Origin of the sequence: Amycolatopsis sp. CA-230715 (genome assembly GCF_018736145.1) — a bacterium.
In the GTDB taxonomy this organism is placed as follows: Bacteria; Actinomycetota; Actinomycetes; order Mycobacteriales; family Pseudonocardiaceae; genus Amycolatopsis.
Map to the genome: position 1 here is coordinate 836,871 of NZ_CP059997.1, position 20,260 is coordinate 857,130.

At 69.0% G+C, this 20,260-nt stretch carries 19 protein-coding genes; 8 read left to right on the plus strand and 11 right to left on the minus strand.

The window, feature by feature from the left end; translation table 11 throughout:
- Positions 1–27: 27 nt before the first annotated feature.
- Together HUW46_RS04015 and folC are read right to left on the minus strand one after the other, a co-directional pair.
- Positions 28–378 carry a DUF4233 domain-containing protein gene (locus HUW46_RS04015; RefSeq protein WP_215549655.1) on the minus strand — a complete coding sequence of 117 codons (351 nt, stop codon included), beginning with the start codon at positions 376–378 and terminating at the stop codon, positions 28–30.
- Between the two features lie 29 nt (positions 379–407).
- The gene (gene folC / locus HUW46_RS04020) at positions 408–2,072 is read right to left on the minus strand and encodes a bifunctional tetrahydrofolate synthase/dihydrofolate synthase (RefSeq protein WP_305860030.1); all 1,665 of its coding nucleotides are present in this window, start codon (positions 2,070–2,072) and stop codon (positions 408–410) included.
- Positions 2,073–2,285: 213 nt separating this feature from the next.
- Between folC and HUW46_RS04025 the strand changes: the two genes are divergently transcribed.
- Entirely contained in the window at positions 2,286–3,173 is an 888-nt protein-coding gene (locus tag HUW46_RS04025; protein ID WP_215545981.1) for an SGNH/GDSL hydrolase family protein, read from the plus strand.
- On the opposite strand, the gene HUW46_RS04030 is transcribed toward HUW46_RS04025, so the two are convergent.
- Both HUW46_RS04030 and HUW46_RS04035 read right to left on the minus strand, forming a co-directional pair.
- On the minus strand, positions 3,143–3,973 hold the full coding sequence (locus HUW46_RS04030) for an alpha/beta fold hydrolase (RefSeq protein ID WP_215545982.1): 831 nt from the start codon (positions 3,971–3,973) through the stop codon (positions 3,143–3,145). The genes HUW46_RS04025 and HUW46_RS04030 overlap by 31 nt on opposite strands.
- 9 nt (positions 3,974–3,982) lie before the next feature.
- A complete protein-coding gene (locus HUW46_RS04035) occupies positions 3,983–4,747 on the minus strand; it encodes an alpha/beta fold hydrolase (RefSeq protein WP_215545983.1) in 765 nt (254 codons plus the stop codon).
- Positions 4,748–5,005: 258 nt separating this feature from the next.
- Between HUW46_RS04035 and HUW46_RS04040 the strand changes: the two genes are divergently transcribed.
- Positions 5,006–5,917: a LysR substrate-binding domain-containing protein gene (locus tag HUW46_RS04040; protein WP_215545984.1), complete on the plus strand. Its 912-nt coding sequence runs from the start codon at positions 5,006–5,008 to the stop codon at positions 5,915–5,917.
- On the opposite strand, the gene HUW46_RS04045 is transcribed toward HUW46_RS04040, so the two are convergent.
- Positions 5,883–8,528 carry a valine--tRNA ligase gene (locus HUW46_RS04045; protein ID WP_215545985.1) on the minus strand — a complete coding sequence of 882 codons (2,646 nt, stop codon included), beginning with the start codon at positions 8,526–8,528 and terminating at the stop codon, positions 5,883–5,885. The genes HUW46_RS04040 and HUW46_RS04045 overlap by 35 nt on opposite strands.
- A gap of 96 nt (positions 8,529–8,624) precedes the next feature.
- Here HUW46_RS04045 and HUW46_RS04050 point away from each other — a divergent pair, with 96 nt between their 5' ends.
- The 3 genes from HUW46_RS04050 to HUW46_RS04060 are packed head-to-tail and all read left to right on the plus strand — an operon-like array spanning position 8,625 to position 12,758.
- Positions 8,625–9,062 carry a MarR family winged helix-turn-helix transcriptional regulator gene (locus HUW46_RS04050; protein ID WP_215545986.1) on the plus strand — a complete coding sequence of 146 codons (438 nt, stop codon included), beginning with the start codon at positions 8,625–8,627 and terminating at the stop codon, positions 9,060–9,062.
- A 44-nt stretch (positions 9,063–9,106) separates the two neighbouring features.
- Entirely contained in the window at positions 9,107–10,477 is a 1,371-nt protein-coding gene (locus HUW46_RS04055) for an MFS transporter (protein ID WP_215545987.1), read from the plus strand.
- Positions 10,446–12,758, plus strand: coding sequence for an FdhF/YdeP family oxidoreductase (locus HUW46_RS04060; protein ID WP_215545988.1), 2,313 nt, complete (start codon positions 10,446–10,448; stop codon positions 12,756–12,758). Before HUW46_RS04055 ends, HUW46_RS04060 begins: the two co-directional genes overlap by 32 nt.
- Here the strand turns inward: HUW46_RS04060 and HUW46_RS04065 are convergent, their stop codons facing one another.
- Positions 12,759–13,628, minus strand: a complete 870-nt coding sequence (locus HUW46_RS04065; protein WP_215545989.1) for an alpha/beta fold hydrolase — start codon at positions 13,626–13,628, stop codon at positions 12,759–12,761. It lies immediately after the preceding gene.
- A gap of 90 nt (positions 13,629–13,718) precedes the next feature.
- Here HUW46_RS04065 and HUW46_RS04070 point away from each other — a divergent pair, with 90 nt between their 5' ends.
- The gene (locus tag HUW46_RS04070; protein WP_215545990.1) at positions 13,719–14,222 is read left to right on the plus strand and encodes a CGNR zinc finger domain-containing protein; all 504 of its coding nucleotides are present in this window, start codon (positions 13,719–13,721) and stop codon (positions 14,220–14,222) included.
- Here HUW46_RS04070 and HUW46_RS04075 read toward each other — a convergent pair.
- Genes HUW46_RS04075 through HUW46_RS04080 form a run of 3 tightly spaced genes read right to left on the minus strand, consistent with a single transcriptional unit; the run spans position 14,219 to position 16,446 of the window.
- A complete protein-coding gene (locus tag HUW46_RS04075) occupies positions 14,219–14,983 on the minus strand; it encodes an SDR family NAD(P)-dependent oxidoreductase (RefSeq protein ID WP_215545991.1) in 765 nt (254 codons plus the stop codon). The two genes, HUW46_RS04070 and HUW46_RS04075, sit on opposite strands and share 4 nt — an antisense overlap.
- A 9-nt stretch (positions 14,984–14,992) precedes the next feature.
- Positions 14,993–15,082, minus strand: a complete 90-nt coding sequence (locus tag HUW46_RS48985; RefSeq protein WP_425546421.1) for an MFS transporter small subunit — start codon at positions 15,080–15,082, stop codon at positions 14,993–14,995.
- A 14-nt stretch (positions 15,083–15,096) separates the two neighbouring features.
- A complete protein-coding gene (locus tag HUW46_RS04080) occupies positions 15,097–16,446 on the minus strand; it encodes an L-lactate MFS transporter (protein WP_215545992.1) in 1,350 nt (449 codons plus the stop codon).
- An 88-nt stretch (positions 16,447–16,534) separates the two neighbouring features.
- Between HUW46_RS04080 and fdhD the strand changes: the two genes are divergently transcribed.
- Positions 16,535–17,359 (plus strand): formate dehydrogenase accessory sulfurtransferase FdhD, encoded by an 825-nt coding sequence (gene fdhD, locus HUW46_RS04085; protein WP_215545993.1) that lies wholly within the window; start codon positions 16,535–16,537, stop codon positions 17,357–17,359.
- Positions 17,360–17,396: 37 nt separating this feature from the next.
- Here the strand turns inward: fdhD and HUW46_RS04090 are convergent, their stop codons facing one another.
- Positions 17,397–17,600 carry a hypothetical protein gene (locus HUW46_RS04090; protein ID WP_215545994.1) on the minus strand — a complete coding sequence of 68 codons (204 nt, stop codon included), beginning with the start codon at positions 17,598–17,600 and terminating at the stop codon, positions 17,397–17,399.
- Positions 17,601–17,644: 44 nt separating this feature from the next.
- On the opposite strand from HUW46_RS04090, the gene HUW46_RS04095 reads away from it, so the two are divergent.
- A complete protein-coding gene (locus HUW46_RS04095) occupies positions 17,645–18,754 on the plus strand; it encodes an HNH endonuclease signature motif containing protein (protein ID WP_215545995.1) in 1,110 nt (369 codons plus the stop codon).
- Between the two features lie 4 nt (positions 18,755–18,758).
- Here the strand turns inward: HUW46_RS04095 and HUW46_RS04100 are convergent, their stop codons facing one another.
- Positions 18,759–20,201, minus strand: a complete 1,443-nt coding sequence (locus tag HUW46_RS04100; protein ID WP_215545996.1) for a carotenoid oxygenase family protein — start codon at positions 20,199–20,201, stop codon at positions 18,759–18,761.
- Positions 20,202–20,260: the final 59 nt, after the last annotated feature.

Consider the following 20,260-nt stretch of genomic DNA (forward strand, 5'->3'; position numbering starts at 1 on the left):
AACTCGGGGCGTCGCCCGAGTGAACGCTCACACCTGCTGGCTGGGCAGCCTTCCCTCGGCCATCCGCTTCGCCACGTCGCGGCGCAGCCACACCAGCCACAGCCAGATGCACAGGAACACCACGCCGATCACCGCGATCGCGGGCACCGCGAAGAAGAACGCGATGAGCCCGAGCTGGAGCACGAGCACCACCGGCACCGCCCACGGCCGCTTGATGATCCAGCAGCACGCCACCAGCGCGACCGCGAGGCCGATCACGATCCAGCCCTTGCCGCTGCCGATCCCGCCGCCGAACTGCGCGATCACCGGCAGTGCCAGCGCCACCGTGATCGCCTCCAGGATCAGCGCCCCGGACTGCACCCCGCGGAATCCCTTCATCGGGTCCTTCGCGGGCGGCTTCACCTCGGTCACACCGGCTCCTTACCGAAAAGCGTCCGAGCCTCGCCTGCCGTGACGACCGATCCGGTGATCAGCACGCCGCCACCGGCAAGGGGCTCCTCGGGATCGTCGCCCTGCTCGACGAGCCCGATCGCGGTCTCCACCGCGGCGTCCAAACTGGACTCGGCCACGACGCGCTCCTCGCCGAACACGGTGATCGCGATGGCGTTCAGCTCTTCGAGCGGCATCGCGCGCGGAGAACTGTTGCGCGTCACCACGATCTCGGAGACGACCGGTTCGAGCGCCTCCAGGATGCCGCGCGCGTCCTTGTCCGCCATCACCCCGACCACGGCCGCGAGCTTGCGGAACGCGAACTCGTCGGCGATGGCTGTCGCGAGCGCCTTGGCCCCGTGTTCGTTGTGCGCCGCGTCGAGCAGCACGGTCGGGGCGGCGCGCACGTGTTCGAGCCGCCCGGGTTCTTCGACCTCCGCGAACCCCTCGCGCACGGCTTCGAGCACGAGCTGGCGGTCCTTGCCCGCGCCGAAGAACGCCTCCACCGCCGCCAGCGCGAGCGCGGCGTTGGCCGCCTGGTGCGCGCCGTGCAGCGGAAGGAAGATCTCGTCGTACACGCCGCCGAGGCCCTGCAGTTTCAGCAGCTGGCCGCCGACCGCGACCTCGCGTTCGAGCACCCCGAACTCGCTGCCCGCGCGCGCCACCGTCGCGTCCACCTCGACCGCGCGTTCCAGCAGGACGCGCTGCGCCTCGGGCTCCTGCTCGGCGATGACCGCGACCGAGCCGGGCTTGATGATGCCCGCCTTCTCCTTCGCGATCCCGGCCAGCTCGCTGCCGAGGTACTCGACGTGGTCGATCCCGACGGGGGTGATCACCGCGACGTCCGCTTCGACCACGTTCGTCGCGTCCCACGTGCCACCGAGGCCGACTTCGACGACCGCAGCCTCGACCGGTGCGTCGGCGAACGCCGCGAACGCCATCCCGGTGAGCACCTCGAACTTGCTGAGCGCGGGCTCCCCCGGCCCGGCCGCACCGTCCACCATGGACACGTAGGGCGCGATGTCGCGGTAGAGCTCCACATACCGCGCGGCGGGCACCGGCTGCCCGTCGATCGCGATGCGCTCGGTGACGAGCTGCAGGTGCGGGCTGGTGTACCGGCCGACGCGCAGGCCCATCCTGCTCATCAGCGCGTCGATCATGCGGGCCGTCGAGCCCTTGCCGTTCGTGCCGGCGACCTGCACGACGGGATAGCCCTTGTGCGGCTCGCCGAGCACGGTGACGAGCGCGGAGATGCGGGACAGCGACGGCTCGATCTTCGTCTCGGGCCACCGCTGGTTCAGCTCGGCCTCGACCGCCATCAGCTCGCGGCGCGCCTGCTCCTGGCCGATCGGGGCTTCCCGCTCGCCCTCGTCGTCGAGCTCGTGCACGTCGCCGTCGCCGGGCCGCAGATCCGGGACCGGGCCGAGCGCCAGGTTGTCCCCGAGCTGACCGATGCCGCCGATCCCGCCGGAGGCCCCGCCGCCCGCGGTGAAGGCGCGGTCCTCGCTGGTGAAGGCGCCCTCCGGGTCGTCGTGCACGCCCAGCTCGTCGACCCCGGCGAAGCTGCCGGGATCGGCGAGGTCCGGTTCGTGTCCGTTCCGCACCGGCTCGTCGAACGGCTCATCGGACTTCCCTCGCGGCACCCGCGCTCCCAACTCATGCCTGTTCACGGACGTTGTCGAGTCTACGTCGCGGTGCACGGTGACTCCGGCGCGCCCCGTACGCATCCACTGTGGCCATCGCGGGAAACAACACGGGCGGGTGACGATCACGCACGGTACCCGTTTGGGGGCACCTCCATCCGGTCCGCGGCGGCTATGAACGAGGCACAACTCGAAACACATTGAGGGGTGCACATGCGTCGTCGCACGGGTCTTCCGATCGCCGCCGTTGCCGCGGTGGCCGCACTGTTCACCGGCACCGCGAGCGCGGCGTCCGCGGCCGAGCCGGTCCGCTACGTCGCCTTGGGCGATTCCTACACCTCCGGCCCGTTCATCCCGTTGATGCGCCTCGATCCGCTCGGCTGCGCGCGGTCCACCAACAACTACCCGTCGCTGCTGTCGCGCAAGCTCGACACCGCTTCGTTCACCGACGTCAGCTGCGGCGGCGCGGCCACCGCGAACATGACGACCTCGCAGAGCGTGCCGCTCGGCTCGAATCCGCCGCAGTTCAACGCGCTGCGCGCGAACACCGACCTGGTCACCGTCGGCATCGGCGGCAACGACTTCAACCTCTTCGGCACCCTGATCAGCGCCTGCCCGAAGCTGCGGGCAGGCGACCCGACCGGCAACCCGTGCCAGCGGAAGTTCACCGTGGACGGTGTCGACACCATGAAGGTCACGGCCGCGAAGATCCGGCCGAGGATCGCCGAGGTGCTCGCCGGGATCCACGCGCGGTCGCCGCGGGCGAAGGTGCTCGCGGTCGGCTACCCGCGGATCGCACCGGCCACCGGGTACTGCCCGGACATCCTGCCGTTCGCCGACGGCGACTACGCCTGGCTCAACAGCATCGAAGAAGCGCTCAACCAAGCCGTTTCCGATGCCGTCGCCGACGACGGAAGTTCGTCCTATGTGGACACTTACACCCCGTCACTCGGGCACGACGCGTGCGCGCCGGACGGTGCCGCGTGGATCAACGGGAAGGACCTGAACATCTTCGCAGCCGCGCAGTACCACCCGTTCCGCGCCGGGATGGAAGGCGTCGCGAGCGTGCTCTACCGCGCGCTGGCCGCCGCGAGGCGCTGACTGTCGAAAAAGGAGGCGAGCGCTTCGCCGAACGCTTCGGGGACTTCTGCCGGAGCACCGTGCCCGGCGTCCAGTTCGGCGTAGCGCGCGCCCGCGATCCGCGACACCAGCTCGCGCTGCTGCGCCGCGTCGATGAGGCGGTCGTGCGCGCTGCCCAGCACCAGCGCCGGTGCGGTGATCCGGCCGAGCAGCGGCGTGAGGTCGACGCCCAGGTCCACTTCGGTGTGCCGGATCGCGCCCGGTTCGACGACCGCGGTGAGCTGTTCCACGAGCGCTTCGTTCGCCTCGTCCGTCGTGGTGGCCCAGTAACCTGGCCCGAACGCCATGAGCGGCAGCAACCTCGCGAACAGCGTCGTGCCGTGCTCCGCGTCCGCCCGCAGCGTCGCGATCCACGACCGGAACTCGGCGGCCATCCTGGTGCCGGTCTTGACCCAGCCCGCGTGCATCGCCAGTGACAGCACCGTTTCCGGACGTGTGGCGGCGACGTGCGCGGCGACGACCGCGCCCATCGAATGCCCCGCGAGGTGGAAGGAACCGAGACCGGCGTGCCCGGCGACGGCGAGCACCTCCGCGGCCAGATCCTCGATCGTGAGCGGGCCGCCGTGGTCGGTGGTCGCCCCGGAGCCCGACAGGTCGGGGACGACCACGGTGAAGCGATCCGACAGCGCGTTCGCGAGCGGGAGCCACTGCGCCGAACTGGCCGCCGTGCCGTGCACCAGCACGAGGCCGGGCCCCTCTCCCGAACGTTCGTAGTGGACGTGGGCCTCGCCGCCGGAAAGCGGAACGGTGGTGGTGGGCATGGTGTCCTCTCAGCGGATCAGGGTGCGGAGCGCTTCGGTGAACTCGGCCGGTGTTTCGAGCGGCGGCATATGCCCGCTTTCGAGCACGATCAGCTCCGCGCCGGGCGTGCGAGACGCGCAGTCCTTCGCCACTTCGAGCGGGATTTCGGTGTCCAGCCGCCCGTGGACGTAGCCGATCGGGACTTCGAGCGAGGGAAGCGACGGGCGCGGGTCGTACCCGGTGCTCTCGGTGAGCAGTTCGTCGATGTAGACGCCGGAGTCGAGGATCTGCCGGATCGTCCAGTCGATCGTCGCGGGCGAAGTCCCCGGCGCGAACCACTTCGGCACCCACCCCGAGAGGGTGCCGGGGCGATCGGCGACCAGGTCCACGCGCAGGGAGCGCACCAGATCCGTCATCCCCGCCGACGGCCAGTAGGCGGGCCCGCCGACCGCGACGACACCGCCGACGCGATCGGGGTGCCGCAGGGCCAGCTCCGTGGCGAACGTCGCCCCGATCGACGACCCGACGACGACCGCGCCGCGAAGGCCCAGCGCGTCGACGAACTCCGCCAGATCCGCGACCACGTTCGCGGCCGTGTTGCCGCGTGCCGGGCGGTCGCTGCGGCCGCACCCGCGCCAGTCCACCGTGACCACGCGGTGGTCGCGCACCAGATCGGCGAGCTGCGCGTGCCACGTCCTGCCGCTGGTCCCCCACCCGTGGAGCAGGAGCAGCGGCCGCCCCTCCCCTTCGTCCTCGTAGTACAGCGAAATGTCCCGCACCCGTTGGTACGCCATCGAAATCCCCTTTCACGCTGACTCCAGCCAACCGCGGTGAAGGGGCCGCACCAAGCAGCGATCAGCACTCGCACTGATCACGACTCGTGATGAAACGGCGCGAGCGGGCCGGAGGGTGAGCCCGGCGACCCCTCGTGGTCGCGCGGCTCGGCTACCGATGCCCCGAAGGTGACCTTCGGGGCGCTAGATGCCCTGAAGGTCACCTTCGGGGCATGCGAGCTTCGCGACGAACGCCCTGAGCTGCGGTAATCTGCCCGGGTGGAGCTGAGGCAGCTGCGGTACTTCCTGACCGTGGCCAACGAGCTGCACTTCGGGCGCGCGGCCGAGCGGCTGCACATCGTGCAGCCCGCGGTGAGCCAGCAGGTCAGACGGCTCGAACGCGAGCTGGGCGTGGCGTTGTTCGACCGGACCACGCGCACCGTGCGGCTGACCGAGGCGGGCGCCCGGTTCCTGCCGCACGCCCGCGCGATCATCGCCGCCGAGGACAGCGCGATCGAGGCGATGGCGGGGTTTCGCGCCGAGCAGGCCGCCACGATTCGGCTCGGCACCACCTCCGGTCTCGGGCCGCGGCTCGACCTCGTACTGGCCGAGTTCGCGAAGCTGGCGCCGCAAGCCCATGTCGAGCTGCTGCGCCCGCCGACGGCCGAGCGGTTGAAGCTGGTCCGCTCGGGCGAGTTGGACGCGACGCTCGTGCGCGGGAGCTGGCCGTCGGAACGGCTGCACTTCGAGCCATTGTGGACAGACGGGCTCGTCGCGGCACTCCCGGCCGGGAATCCGTTGGCCCAGCACCAAAAAATCCGACTGTCCGAACTGGACGAGCTGCCGCTTCGCCTGCCCTCGCCGGAAATCAACCCGCCGTTGCGCGATTTGGTGCTGTCGTCCTGCCGTGAAGCCGGGTTCGAGCCGACGCTCGGCGCCGAGTTCACCACGGCGCAGGACGTCCTCGCGACCATCGCGTACGGGAAGCCCGCCTGGACGGTCTTCTACGCGAACCACGCCGAGCAGCTCGCGCTGCCCGGCGTGGCGTTCCGCACGATCTTCGCGCCCGAACCGACGATGCGCACCTACCTGGTGTTCGCCGAAGACGCCCACGGCGAACACCTGCGGCACCTGCTCGCCGCCTGCCAAACGGCGGTCAGGCGGGAGGCAGCGCGGCCAGGCGGGTGTTGATGCGGTCGATGTCGGCGACGGCGGCTTCGCGACGCGCGCGAATCTTCTCGACGACGTTCTCCGGCGCCTTCGCGAGGAATCCTTCGTTGCCGAGCTTGGCTTCGGTCTGCTTGAGCTCCTTCTCGGCAACCCCGAGATCCTTCTGCAGCCGCTTGCGCTCCGCCACGACGTCGATCGCCCCGGACAGGTCCAGCTCCACCGTCGCGGTCCCCGAGCCCAGCACGACCTCCAGCGAAGCACCCGGCGTGAAGCCGTCCTCCGCCGCGGTCAGCCGGACGAGCGAGCACACCGCGTCGGCGTGGCCGGAGACCTCGTCGAACCCGGGGCCGCCGAGGCGGGCCGCGACCTTCTGGCTCGGCTTCAACCCCTGGTCGGACCGGAACCGGCGGATCTCGGTCACCAGCTTCTGCACGTCGGCGATCCGCGCGTTCACCACAGGATCCGCCGCGATCCGGCGCTCCGGAGACGCGGCGGGCCACTGGGCGACGACGAGCGACTCGCCGCCGGTCAGCGCCACCCAGAGCCGCTCGGTGACGAACGGGATGAACGGGTGCAGCAGGCGCAGCACGGTGTCGAGCACGTGGCCGAGCACCGCGCGCGTGTTCTCGACCGTCTTCTCGTCACCTTGGTAGAGCTGGACCTTCGCCAGTTCCAGGTACCAGTCGCACAGCTCGTTCCAGGTGAACGCGTACAGCGACTCGGTGCTCTTCGCGAACTGGTAGTCCGCGAGCTGACCGTCCACTTCGGACACGACCTCGCCGAGCCTGCCGAGGATCCAGCGGTCGGCCTCGGTCAACTCCGCGGCGTCCGGCAGCCCTCGCGCCACGGTCGCGCCGTTCATCAGCGCGAACCTGGTGGCGTTCCACAGCTTCGTGCAGAAGCTGCGCGAGCCGTTGACCCACTCCTCGCTGATCGGCACGTCGACACCGGGGTTCGCGCCGCGGGTCAGCGTGAACCGCAGCGCGTCCGTGCCGTAGCGGTCCATCCACTCGATCGGATCGACGCCGTTGCCCGCGGTCTTCGACATCTTCTTGCCGAACTGGTCGCGGACCATGCCGTGCAGCGCGATCGTGCGGAACGGCGGCTCGCCGTCCATCGCGTACAGGCCCATCATCATCATCCGGACGACCCAGAAGAACAGGATGTCGTAGCCGGTGACCAGCACGGTGGTCGGATAGAACTTCGCCAGGTCCTGGGTCTTCTCCGGCCAGCCCAGCGTCGAGAACGGCCACAGGCCCGAGGAGAACCAGGTGTCGAGGACGTCCTCGTCCTGGGTCCAGCCCTCGCCGGAAGGCGGTTCCTCGTCCGGGCCGACGCACACGACTTCGCCGTTCGGCCCGTACCAGACCGGGATGCGGTGGCCCCACCAGAGCTGCCGCGAAATGCACCAGTCGTGCAGGTTGTCGACCCAGTCGAAGTAGCGCTTCGCCATCTCCGGCGGGTGCACGGCCACGCGGCCGTCGCGGACGGCGTCACCGGCGGCCTTCGCCAGCGGGCCGACCTTAACGAACCACTGCAGCGAAAGCCGCGGCTCGATCGGCTCCTTCGACCGCTGCGAATGCCCGACGCTGTGCAGGTACGGGCGCTTCTCGGCGACGATCCGGCCCTGCTCGCGCAGCTTCTCCCGCACCGCGACGCGCGCTTCGAACCGGTCCATCCCGTCGAACTCGGTTCCGGTGCCGTCGATGCGGCCCGTCTCGTCCATGATCGTGAGCATCGGCAGGCCGTGCCGCTGGCCGATCTCGAAGTCGTTCGGGTCGTGCGCTGGCGTCACCTTGACCGCGCCGGTGCCGAACTCGGGGTCCACATGGGAGTCCGCGACGATCGGGATCCGGCGCCCGGTCAGCGGCAGCTCGACCTCGGTGCCGACGAGGTGCGCGTACCGCTCGTCGTCGGGGTGCACCGCGACCGCGGTGTCACCGAGCATCGTCTCCATCCGGGTGGTGGCCACGACGATCGCGTTCTCCCCGTCGCCGTAGCGCATGGAGACGAGCTCGCCTTCGACCTCCTCGTGGTCGACCTCGGCATCGGACAGCACCGACCGCAGCTCCGGCGACCAGTTGACCAGCCGCTCCGCCCGGTAGATGAGCCCGTCCTCGTAGAGGCGCTTGAAGATCGTGTTGACGGCCTTCGACAGGCCGTCGTCCATCGTGAAGCGCTCACGAGTCCAGTCGACGCTCTCGCCGAGCCGCTTCATCTGGGCCAGGATCTGCCCGCCGTGCTCCGCCTTCCACTCCCAGACGCGCTCGACGAACTTCTCGCGCCCGAGTTCGCGGCGGCTCGTGCCCTCCGCGCGCAGCTGCTTCTCCACGAGCGCGTGCACGGCGATGCTCGCGTGGTCCATGCCCGGCAGGTACAGCGTCTCCTCGCCCAGCATGCGGTGGTAGCGCGTGATGGTGTCGATGAGCGTGTGCTCGAAGGCGTGGCCGATGTGCAGCGAGCCGGTCACGTTCGGGGGCGGGATCACTACGGAGAACGGCGGCCGATCCGAACCTGAGTCGGCCGTGAAGTAGCCGGCGTCTACCCAGCGCTGGTAGATCGCGGATTCCTCGTCGGCCGGGGTCCACGAACCCGGAAGGTCGGTCTGGGGCACAGGGGCGTTCTCCGTCACAGCTAGTAAGTCTACGAACCTTGCACCCGCGTCTGTCACGGCATGCACCTATGCATCAGGGTGCACAGGACGGACTTCACAGCCTAGACTGTGGTTATGACCAGGGTTCCGAACCAGGTGGCCGAACTCGCGGGACAGCTGCGGGGCACCGTCGGCCAGCTGCACCGCAGACTGCGCCAGGTCGACAACGCCGAGGTGCTGACGCCGTCGCAGTCGGCGGTGCTGAGCAGGCTCGTCCGCGACGGCGCCGCCACGCAGAGCGAACTCGCCGCCGCCGAGCACGTCCGGCAGCAGTCGATGGGCGCGACGCTCGGCGCGCTCGACGAACTCGGGTACCTCACCAAGGCGCGTGATCCCCGGGACGGCCGCCGCGTCCTGATCTCGGCATCGGACCTCGGCAGGAAGACCGTGCGAGGGGTGCACCAGCACCGCGACGAATGGATCGCGCACGGCCTCACCACCGGGCTCTCCCCCGCCGAACGCCGCACCCTCGCCGAAGCGATCCCCCTGCTGCAACGGCTCGCCCAGCTCTAGGAGGCACCACGCCCACCGCACCCGCCAAGCGCTTCGGCGCCAGGATGATCACTCCCCTGGTGGCCAGCGCGATCCTCAACCCGATCAACTCCACGCTCATCGCGGTCGCGCTCATCCCGATCGGCCAGACCTTCGGCGCCGGGCCGGGTCAGACGGCGTGGCTCATCTCCGGGCTGTACCTCGCCACCGCCGTCGGCCAGCCGGTGGTCGGGCTGTTCGTCGACCGGTTCGGCGCGCGGCGGGTCCTGCTCACCGGCGCCGTGATCGTGATGGCGGCCGGGATCGCCGGAATCTTCGCCTTCTCGCTCGGCTGGCTCATCGGCGTCCGGATCGTGCTCGGCGTCGGTACCTGCGCCGGGTTCCCGGCGGCGATGGCCGTCCTCCGCCAGCGCGCCGCGCGGACCGGGCAGGGCGTGCCCGCGCGAATCCTCTCGCTGCTGTCGATGTCGTCGCAGACGATCATGGTCGTCGGGCCGACGCTCGGCGGCGCGCTGATCTCGCTGTTCGGCTGGCCCGCGATCTTCGCGGTGAACATCCCGCTCGCCGGGCTGTCGCTGGTGCTCGCGCTGCTGTGGGTGCCGAAGGACGCACCCGGCGGCACGGCACGGGGTATCGACGGTGCCGGGATCGTCCTGTTCTCGCTGACGCTGCTCGCCGTCCTGTTCTTCGTGATGGACCCGTCGGTGGCCGATCTCGGGTACCTCGCGGCGGCCGTGGTGCTGGGAGCCGCGTTCACCGCGGTCGAGTTGCGAAGCCGCCACCCGTTCATCGACCTGCGGATGCTCGCCGCGAACGGGCCACTGCTGCGCACCTACCTGCGGCAGTCGCTCGCGTTCCTCGTCGTCTACTCGATCATGTTCGGCTACGTGCAGTGGCTCGAATCGACGCGCGGCCTCAGCGAATCGGGCGCCGGGGCGCTGCTGCTGCCGATGTCCGCGGTCGCCGTCGCCGCGGCGGCGATGTCGGGCAAGGCGACCGGGATCCGCGCCAGGCTGGTCGTGACCGGGCTGGCCGTGCTCACCGGGTCCGCGCTGCTGCAGGTGCTCGACGCGACGGCGCCGATGGCCGTGCTCGTGGTGGTGGCCGCGGTCTTCGGCGTCGCGCAGGGCATGACGAGCGTGACCAACCAGACCGCGCTCTACACGCAGGCGCCCGCGCCTCAGATCGGCACCGCCAGCGGGCTGTTCCGGTCGGCGCAGTACCTCGGCGCGATCGCCTCGTCCACGCTCATCGCGCTGTGCTTCGGCACACACGCCAGCTCCACCGGGCTGCACCACCTGTCGTGGGTGCTCGTCGGCGTGAGCGCACTGCTGGTCGTGATCACGGTGTTCGATCGACGACTCGGGGGCCCCGTGCTCGCGAAAGAAGACGCGAAGGCGCACCATGAGACCCGTGAGCAACGCGCCGAAGCATGACATCGACGAAGCCGGCATCGAGGTCCACCCGCCCAAGACGTGGGCGGCGGGGATACCCGGGGTCGCGGTCTCACTGGCCCGGGGGGTCGAGCAGATGGGCGCGGCCCGCACGGTCAAGACGCTCCGCCTGCTGAACCAGCGCGACGGGTTCGACTGCCCCGGCTGCGCGTGGCCGGAGCCGCGCGAGGCGCACGGCGAGCACCGCAAGCTGGCCGAGTTCTGCGAAAACGGCGCGAAGGCCGTCGCCGAAGAGGCGACGAAACGGCGTGTCGGGCCGGCGTTCTTCGCCGAGCACCCGGTCGCCGAACTGGCCGGGAAGACCGACTACTGGCTCGGTCAGCAGGGCCGCCTGACGCACCCGATGGTGCTGCGCGAAGGCGGCACCCACTACGAGCCGATCACCTGGGACGACGCCTTCGGCCTCATCGCCGAGCGGCTGAACTCGCTGTCCACTCCGGACGAAGCGATCTTCTACACCTCCGGGCGCACCAGCAACGAGGCCGCGTTCGCCTACCAGCTCCTGGTCCGCTCGTTCGGCACCAACAACCTGCCGGACTGCTCGAACATGTGCCACGAATCGTCCGGGGCCGCGCTGTCCTCGACGACGGGCATCGGCAAGGGTTCGGTGAGCCTGGCCGACATCCACCAGTCCGATCTGATCGTGGTGGTGGGCCAGAACCCGGGCACCAACCACCCGCGCATGCTTTCGGCGCTGGAAGAGGCGAAGAAGAACGGCGCGAAGGTGATCGCCGTGAACCCGTTGCCCGAAGCGGGGTTGATGCGGTTCAAGAACCCGCAGAACGTCCGTGGCGTGGTGGGCAAGGGCAGCCCGCTCGCCGACGAGTTCGCGCAGATCCGCCTCGGCGGCGACCTGGCGCTGTTCCAGGCGATCGGCCATCTCCTGCTGGCGTGGGAGGAGGCCGCGCCGGGCACCGTGGTGGACAAGGAGTTCCTGGACGGCTCCACGCACGGGTACGCCGAGTACGCGGCCGCGCTCAAGGATCTGGACTGGAAGGCCGTCGACGAGGCCACCGGGCTGCACCGCGAGCAGATCGTGCGGATCGCCCGCATGATCGCCGAGTCCGAACGCACCGTCTACTGCTGGGCGATGGGGCTGACCCAGCACAAGCACGCCGTCCCCACCATCAAAGAAGTCGCGAACGTCGCGCTGCTGCGCGGAATGATCGGCAAGCCGGGCGCGGGCCTGTGCCCGGTGCGCGGTCACTCCAACGTCCAGGGCGACCGGACCATGGGCGTGTGGGAGAAGATGCCCGAGTCCTTCATGGACAGTCTCGACGCGGAGTTCTCGATCACCGTGCCGCGCAGGCACGGCTGGGACACCGTCGATTCGATCAGGGCCATGCGCGACGGCACCGGCAAGGTCTTCTTCGCCATGGGCGGCAACTTCGCCTCCGCGACCCCGGATTCGGACCTGACCGCGCAGGCGCTGCGGGCGTGCGACCTGACCGTGCAGGTGTCGACGAAGCTGAACCGCTCGCACGTCGTCCCCGGCAGGACCGCGCTGATCCTGCCGACGCTCGGGCGCACCGAACGGGATGTCCAGACCGGCGGGCAGCAGTTCGTCACCGTCGAGGACTCGATGTCGGCCGTCCACATGTCACGGGGACGGCTGGCGCCCGCCTCGGACTGCCTGCTGTCCGAAGTGGCCATCGTCTGCCGCCTCGCGCGCAGGCTGCTCGGTGAAGAGCACGCCGTGCCGTGGCGGGACTTCGAAAGCGACTACGACCGGATCCGCGACCGGATCGCCCGCGTGGTGCCGGGCTGCCACGACTACAATGCCAGGGTGCGCGAGCCGGACGGGTTCGTGCTGCCGCACGCCCCGCGCGACTCGCGCCAGTTCACCGGCACCAAGACCGGCAAGGCCACCTTCACCACCAACGAGCTGGAATACCCCCCGGTGCCGTCCGGCCGCCTGCTCCTGCAGACGTTGCGCAGCCACGACCAGTACAACACCACGATCTACGGCCTTTCCGACCGCTACCGCGGGGTCGAAGACGGGCGGCGCGTGGTGTTCGTCAACCCCGACGACCTGACCGAACTCGGTTTCGGCGACGGTGAACTGGTCGACCTGGTGTCCGAATGGGACGGTGCCCAGCGGCGCGCGGAACGCTTCCGAGTGGTGGCGTACCCGACCGCGCGCGGGTGCGCGGCGGCGTACTTCCCCGAGGCGAACGCGTTGGTACCGCTGGATTCCGTGGCTTCCGTCTCGAACACCCCGGCGTCGAAGAGCATCGTGGTGCGGCTGACCGCACCGCACTGATCAGCTCGTCACCCGGCGCGCGAGGAAGTCGCGGATCAGCGCGGCGACCTCGTCGCCCGCGCTCTCCAGCAGGAAGTGCCCGCCGTCGAGGAGGTGGATCTCCGCGTCCGGCACGTCCTCCGCGAACGCGCGGGCGCCGTCGGGACCGAAGATCTCGTCGCCCTCGCCCCACACCGCCAGCACCGGCGGGCGGTGGCGGCGAAGGTACTCGTGCAGCGCCGGGTACAGCGGCGGATTCGTCGCGTAGTCAGCGAAAAGCGCGAGCTGGATCGCGTCGTTACCGGGCCGGGACACCGCCGCGAAGTCGTGGTGCCAGGTGTCGGGGCTGACCAGGCTCTCGTCTTCGACGCCGGTGAGGTACTGCCACCGGATGGCCTCCAGCGTCAGCGCGCCGCGCACCCCGGCTTCGGTTTCGGGCGTCTGCTCGCGGTGGTACTCCCACACGGGCTTCCAGAAGGCCGGGACGAACCCGGCGTCGTAGCCGTTGCCGTTCTGCGTGACGATCGCCGTGACCGCGGACGGGTCGGCCAGCGCGAGCCGCCAGCCGATCGGGGCGCCGTAATCCTGGACGTACAACGCATAGCGCGTCACGCCGAGGTGGTCGAGCAGCCCGGCGGTCAGTTCGGTCAACGCATCGAAGGTGTAGGTGAACTCGTCGGCGGGCGGCGCCGCGGACAACCCGAACCCGAGGTGGTCCGGAGCGATCACGTGGTAGCGATCGGCCAGCGCGGGGATCAGCTCGCGGAACATGAACGAGCTGGTCGGGAAGCCGTGCAGGAGCACGATCGCGGGCGCGTCGGCGGGACCGGCCTCGCGGTAGAACAGCTCCTGGCCTCGAACGGTCGCGTAGCGGTGGTGAACGGCAGCCACATCTAACCCCTTTACTCATTTTTGATGGTTAGAGCACAGCATGGCTCGCCATAACCTGTCAAGACCAGGTTTGGAGGTTAGACTTCGGGGGTGACCGATGAGACGCTGCTGCTCGATCTGCTGAACACCACGCCGGTCGTCGACGGGACGCCTCGCGACGACCTGGCTGACGCCTCAGCGGGCGCGCATTGGCTCTCCGAGCACGGACAACCGGCCTCGGAGCGCGAATGGCGGGCGCTGCTCGTCGCGCGCTCGGCGCTCCAGGACGTTGTCCGCGGCGAAGGGGTCCCGGTCTCGCTCGCGCGTTTCGTCGACGGCGTGCGCTATCGCGCGTCGCTCGCCGACGACGGCGTTGAATGGACCCTGGACCTGCCTTCGGGACGGAGTGCCGCGGCACGCGCCGTGCTCGCGTGGGACGCGCTGCGGGTGTCGAGTCCAGGGCGCCTTCGCCCGTGCGCCAACCCGGATTGCCGGTTGTTCCTGATCGACCACAGCAAGCCGAACCGCGCACGCTGGTGCTCGATGGCGGTGTGCGGCAACCGCATGAAGGCCCGCAGGCACTACCAGCGCAGCAAAGGCTCCACAGTGGACTAACGCAGGTGGGACGCGCCGTTGAGGTCGAGGATGGCACCGGAGGCCCAGGTCGCTTCCGGAGAGGCGAGATAGACGACCGCCGCGGCGATTTCCTCAGGTCGCCCGACGCGTCCGAACGGGCTCTGGCCGCGCAGGCTCACGCCCGTGTCTCCGTCGAGCCGGTCGGCGACCCGCTCGGTCTCGGTGAACCCCGGCGCCACCGAAGTCACGGAAATCCCTTCCGGGGCAAGGGAAAGCGCCAGCGACTGGCCCAGCGCGTGCAGGGCAGCCTTGCTGGCGCCGTAGGCGGGATGATCCGCTTCACCGCGGAACGCGCCGCGGGAACCGACGTTCACGATCCGGCCCGCCGCCCCGCGCGCGACCATGTGCCGCGCCACGCAGTAGCTCAGATTCGCCGTACCGGCCACGTTGACGTCCAGGTTCTGCCGCCACGCCCGCTGCCAGTCCGCATAGGACACTTCGGTGACGCGATGCGCGTTCGCCGCCGAGGTCGCGACCCCGGCGTTGTTCACCAGCACGTCGACGCCGTCGAGCGAGGACTCCGCCTCGTCGGCGAGGCGGCGCGCGGCCTCCGGATCGGCGATGTCGGCGCCGAGCACCACGTGTCCGGTCCCGGGAAGCCCGGCGAGCACCGCCTCCGCCGCCGCCCGATCGGCGTGGAAGTGCACCGCGACCCGGTCACCGCGCGCCGCGAACGCCTCGGCGACGGCCTTGCCGATCCCCTTGGACGCCCCCGTGACCAGAACACCGCGAGTCCTCATGCGCGCCCCTCATCCGCCGAACAGTTGCACCACCTTGAGCACCAGCTCGTACACACCGTAGGCGAACGGGATTCCGACCCACAGCCAGGCCACGATCATCAGCGCTCGACGGTTCACGACGCCTCCTGTGTCCGGACGGCCGCCTGCGCACGCGGCTCGTGGTACTTCGGGTTGACCGGGCGGACCAGCTCGTTCGCCACGAAACCCGCCACCAGCAGGCAGATCATGATGACGAACGAAGTGCCGTAGAGATCGGGGCCCTGCTTGCCCGCGCGCTTCCCGCTGTCCGCGATCGCGTTCACGATCAGCGGCCCCAGCACACCCGCCGCCGACCACGCGGTGAGCAGCCTGCCGTGGATGGCGCCGACCTGGTAGGTGCCGAACAGGTCCTTCAGGTACGCGGGCACGGTCGAGAACCCGCCACCGTAGAACGACAGGATCACCCCGGCGCAGAGCACGAACAGCACCTTCGAGGAGTTCGTGGTCAGCGCGATCACCAGGTACAGCAGCGCGCCGACGCCGAGGTAGACGCGGTAGATGTTCTTGCGCCCGATCAGGTCCGATGTGGACGACCAGACGAACCGGCCGAGCATGTTGGTCAGCGACAGCAGCGCCACGAACCCGCCCGCCGCCGCTGCCGCGATCGGGGTCGGGGTCTGCTTGAAGAAGTCGGTGATCATCGGCGACGCCTTCTCCAGGATGCCGATGCCCGCCGTGACGTTGAAGCACAGCACCACCCACAACAGCCAGAACTGCGGTGTCTTGATCGCGTTCGCCGCGGACACGTCGGCACGGGAGATCATCGCCTTGCCGTGGTCGACCGGCTCCCAGCCCTCGGGCTTCCACCCCGGCTCGGGCACCCGGATCAGCAGCACGCCGAGGCTCATGAAGATCGCGTACACCACGCCGTGAACCAAGAAGGCCGCCGCGATGCCACCGGTCCCGGTGCCGAACGACGCCAGCATCTGCGACGACCACGGCGTCGCGATGAGCGCGCCGCCGCCGAACCCCATGATCGCGATGCCGGTGGCCATGCCAGGCCGGTCGGGGAACCACTTGATCAGGGTGGACACCGGCGAGATGTAACCGATCCCGAGCCCGATGCCGCCGACGAAGCCGTACCCGAACACCACGAGCCAGTACTGCGACGTGGCCACGCCGAGCGCGGAAATCAAGAATCCGGCGGAGAAGCAGGTCGCCGACACGAACATCGCCCAGCGCGGGCCGTTGCGCTCGACCAGTGTCCCGCCGAAGGCCGCAGACAGGCCGAGCATCACGATGCCGAGCTGGAACGGGAGCGCGCTCTGCGTCCCGGACAGGTGCAGCGCCTTCTCGAGCGCGGGTTTGAACACGCTCCACGCGTAGGCCTGCCCGATCGACAGGTGCACCGCGAGCGCGGCAGGCGGGACCAGCCACCGGCTCCAGTTCGCCGGTGCGGGGGTCTTCAGGAAGCTCGCGGTCATCGGGCGCCTCCTCCAGGTGCGGGTCCGCAATGTATTACTTGATCGTGTCGGGAAGCAAAACGAGGGTGGTACTCGGTAGGGTGGAGGTATGGGCCGTCTGACTGTCCGGCGCCCGGTGCGCAAGCTCACCACCGGCGGCGATCGCCGTCGCGCCGACACGCTGGCCGCCGAGGAACCGATGGAGATCAGGGTCGGCGGCAAGGCGCTCGCGGTCACCATGCGCACCCCCGGCCACGACGTCGAACTCGCGCACGGGTTCCTGCTTTCCGAAGGCGTCATCGGCGCCCGCGAGGACGTGCTGACAGCCCGCTACTGCGACGGCGTCGACGAGGCGGGCCGCAACACCTACAACGTCCTCGACCTCGCGTTGTCCGACGGCGTACCGCCACCCGAGACCGGCGTGGAGCGCAACTTCTACACCACGTCGTCGTGCGGCGTATGCGGAAAGGCCGCGCTCGACGCGGTGCGCCTGAAGACCCGGTTCTCCCCCGCTTCGTCTCCGTTCACCATCTCGGCGGACGTGCTCGGCGATCTTCCCGACGCGTTGCGGGCGCGGCAGAAGGTTTTCGCGCAGACGGGTGGGCTCCATGCCGCTGGGCTGTTCGATTCCGGGGGCGAGTTGCTCGTTGTTCGGGAGGACATTGGGCGGCACAACGCTGTGGACAAGGTGCTGGGGTGGGCTCTTCTCGAAGGGCGTATCCCACTTGGCGGGGTTGGGCTTCTGGTTTCGGGGCGGGCTTCGTTTGAGCTGGTTCAGAAGGCGGCCATGGCGGGGATTCCGTTGCTTGCAGCCGTTTCTGCGCCCTCTTCGTTGGCTGCGGAGTTGGCTGAGGAGAACGGGATGACTCTGGTGGGGTTTTTGCGGGGGGAATCCATGAATCTTTATACGGGGGATTCTCGGGTTTTGACTTGATTCTTGTTCGGGGTTTTCGGGTTCCACGGTGAGAGTTTCAAGCACGCCTGCGGCGCGCCGTGAGGAACGATTGCTCCACGGTGCGGGTTGCGTCGTTGGTCACCAGCAATCGTTCCTCACGGAACGAAAAACCATTGGCCACCTTGAGGTAGCGTCCCCGGCGCACTGACGGTCCCGTTTGTTGTTTGTCTTCTTTGCCGTCGTGGGCGCGTTGTGGCAGGTAGTCATCTTTTGAGTACACGATCGAGTGACGCAGGCTTCTTTGCTGGTCGGTAAAATTGATTTATGAGCACTAAATCTGATTCTGTTCAGCGGCGGGTTGCGATTATTCGGTATCAGCAGGCGATGTTGCTGCGGGATATCGCCGATATGGAGCAGGAGTCGTCGCGAAGATCGACCGTGGGGCAGGTGGCGTTGCTGTGTTCCTTGACTCAGAACTCGGCGGAGCGGAAGGCGGCGCTCGCTGACGCGTTGACCTCATACTTACCGGAGACGTTGGCGGCGATGGAGAACGGGCTCATTGACGAGTATGCGGCCTCGCGGGTGTTTGAAGCTACCGCGTGTGCCTCTCGGGAAGTGGCGTCCGAAGTGGACGCTCGACTGGTCGGGAAGTTCTCGAACCGCAACGCACCCGCACTGCGGCGGATGGTCAACTCGCTGCTGATGCGGATCGACCCCGAAGGCTACGAGCGGCGACGCAAAGCCAAGGCGGCGGCCCGCAGGCTCGAAATCCGGCACGGGGATCACGGGGCGTCGACCCTGTTCGCCGAGCTGCCCTCCGACCGCGCACAGGCCCTCTACGCGGCCTGTGACCAAGAGGCACTGGAGAAAAAGCGGCAAGGCGACAAGCGCACCATGGATCAACTCAGGCTCGATGCCCTGGTCGAACGGTGCCTGGGTGGCGGCTGTGGAGGTAGGCCGAAAGCGCAGATCTTCCTGCACATCGATATGCCCACCCTGATGGGGCTGCGCAACAATCCCGCCGAACTCGTCGGGTGCGGCGAGATCTCACCGGAGTTGGCTCGCGAGATCGCCTTCGACGCCAACTCCGTCTGGAACCGCATCGTCGACGAACCCATGTCCAAGCTTCCCGTCGACCTCGGTCGGAAAAACTACCGGCCATCCAAGCGCATGCGGAAGTACCTTCAGGTCACGCACCGGACCTGCAGCATGCCCGGCTGCAACCGGCCCGCCCAGTACACCGACCTCGACCACGCGACAGCCTGGAAAGACGGCGGCCGCACCGACAAAGTGAACCTCCGGCCGTTGTGCCGGATCCATCACAAGCTACGCGAAGAACCCGGCTGGGAATTCACCACCGACCACAATGGACAACTCACCGTCACTACACCCGACGGGGACAGCTACACCGAAAAGCCGACCGGGTTCGTCTGAGCGGTCAGGCGGGGGCCCAGTTTCCGTGGAAGCCGTTCGGTACGCGGTCGGGCAGGTGGACGGCGGCGACCGTGTCCAGTGTTCGCGCGTCCAGGACGGTCAGGTCGCTGCGTTCGGTGGCGTGGTCGTACACGAATCCCAGCAGCACGCCGTCGTCCTCGGCGGCTGCCGCGTCCCGTGGCACGAACACGAACTCTCCTGCGGCGTGGCCGGGGCCGAAGTCGCGGATTTCGGTGGTGTCGCGGGAAAAGTCGTGCTTCAGGACCGCGCTTCCCGGGTCAGCGCCGCCGCCGGAGGCCGCGGCGTAACCGTACCGGTGGCGGCGGCCGGTGAGGCGTTCGTCGACCCGGGGGAATTCCTGGGGGCGGTCGTCCAGGCGTTCCTCCCGCACCTTTCCGGCGAGCAGGTCGATCGTCCAGCGGTCGAGGGTCGGGGTGCCTTCGCGAGGGCCGTGCGGATCCGTCGCGAACATCTTCGGGTGCCGCACCACGTCCAACACCACGGTGTCGCCGTCGTCGTGGGCGTTCATCGGGTGGAACACGTAGCACGGTTCGACGTCGAACCAGCGGACATCGGCGTTGCCGCCTTCGCGGGGCATCACACCGACCCGCGCCGGGTACTTCGGATTCCACTGGTAGGGCATCGATCCGTTGGAGCGCATCCGGCGCGCGAGAGCGGCGGTGATCGGATCCGGCACGCGCACCCTGCCCACGACAGCGGCCGTCACGAGCCGCGCGGGCAGGCTCAGCCACCGCGGCACCGACACCGAAACCGCTTGGCGCGGATCGAAAGTGACCGGCAGATCGTAGAACACCACGTACTTCTCGGTGAGCGAGAAATCGTGCATCATCGGCGAACCGGTGACCTCGATGTCGACCGTGCGACGCGCGCGACCGTCCACATCGAGCACCGAGTACTGCACGCGGTTACCCCTGCTGAACGAGTACGAAACCGCGTGCAGCTCACCGGTTTCCGGATCCCGCTTGGGATGCGCCGTGTAGCCACCGTGCAGGGTGCCGTCGAAATCGCACGCGCCGACCGTGTCGAGTTCCTCGGTGAGTTCGTAGTTGGCGATACCCGCCTCGATCAGGGCGAGCGTTTTTCCCGCGTGCACAAGCACATTCGTGTTCGCGCCGAGCGAGGGGGCACCCGCGGACGGCGGCACCGACATCGGCGGCTCACCGAACCGGCGGCGCAGGCTCGGGGTCCGCACCCACCGGTTGCGGTACCACTCCGCACGGCCGTCGCGGAGCCGGACGCCGTGCACCATCCCGTCACCGGCGAAGAGATGGTAGGTCGCCGGGTCGATCTCCGCGACCGGGTTCGGCCCGTTCCGCAGATAGCGCCCGTCGAGGAACTCGGGCAGCGCGCCGGTCACCTCCAGCTCGGTGACCGTGTGCTCGTGCGACACCGGCGCGAAGGTGCCTTCCAGATACCTGTTGCCCATGATGATCGCCGCCCTACCTGGAATAACGTTGTTATAGCTCATCTATAACATGGTTATGG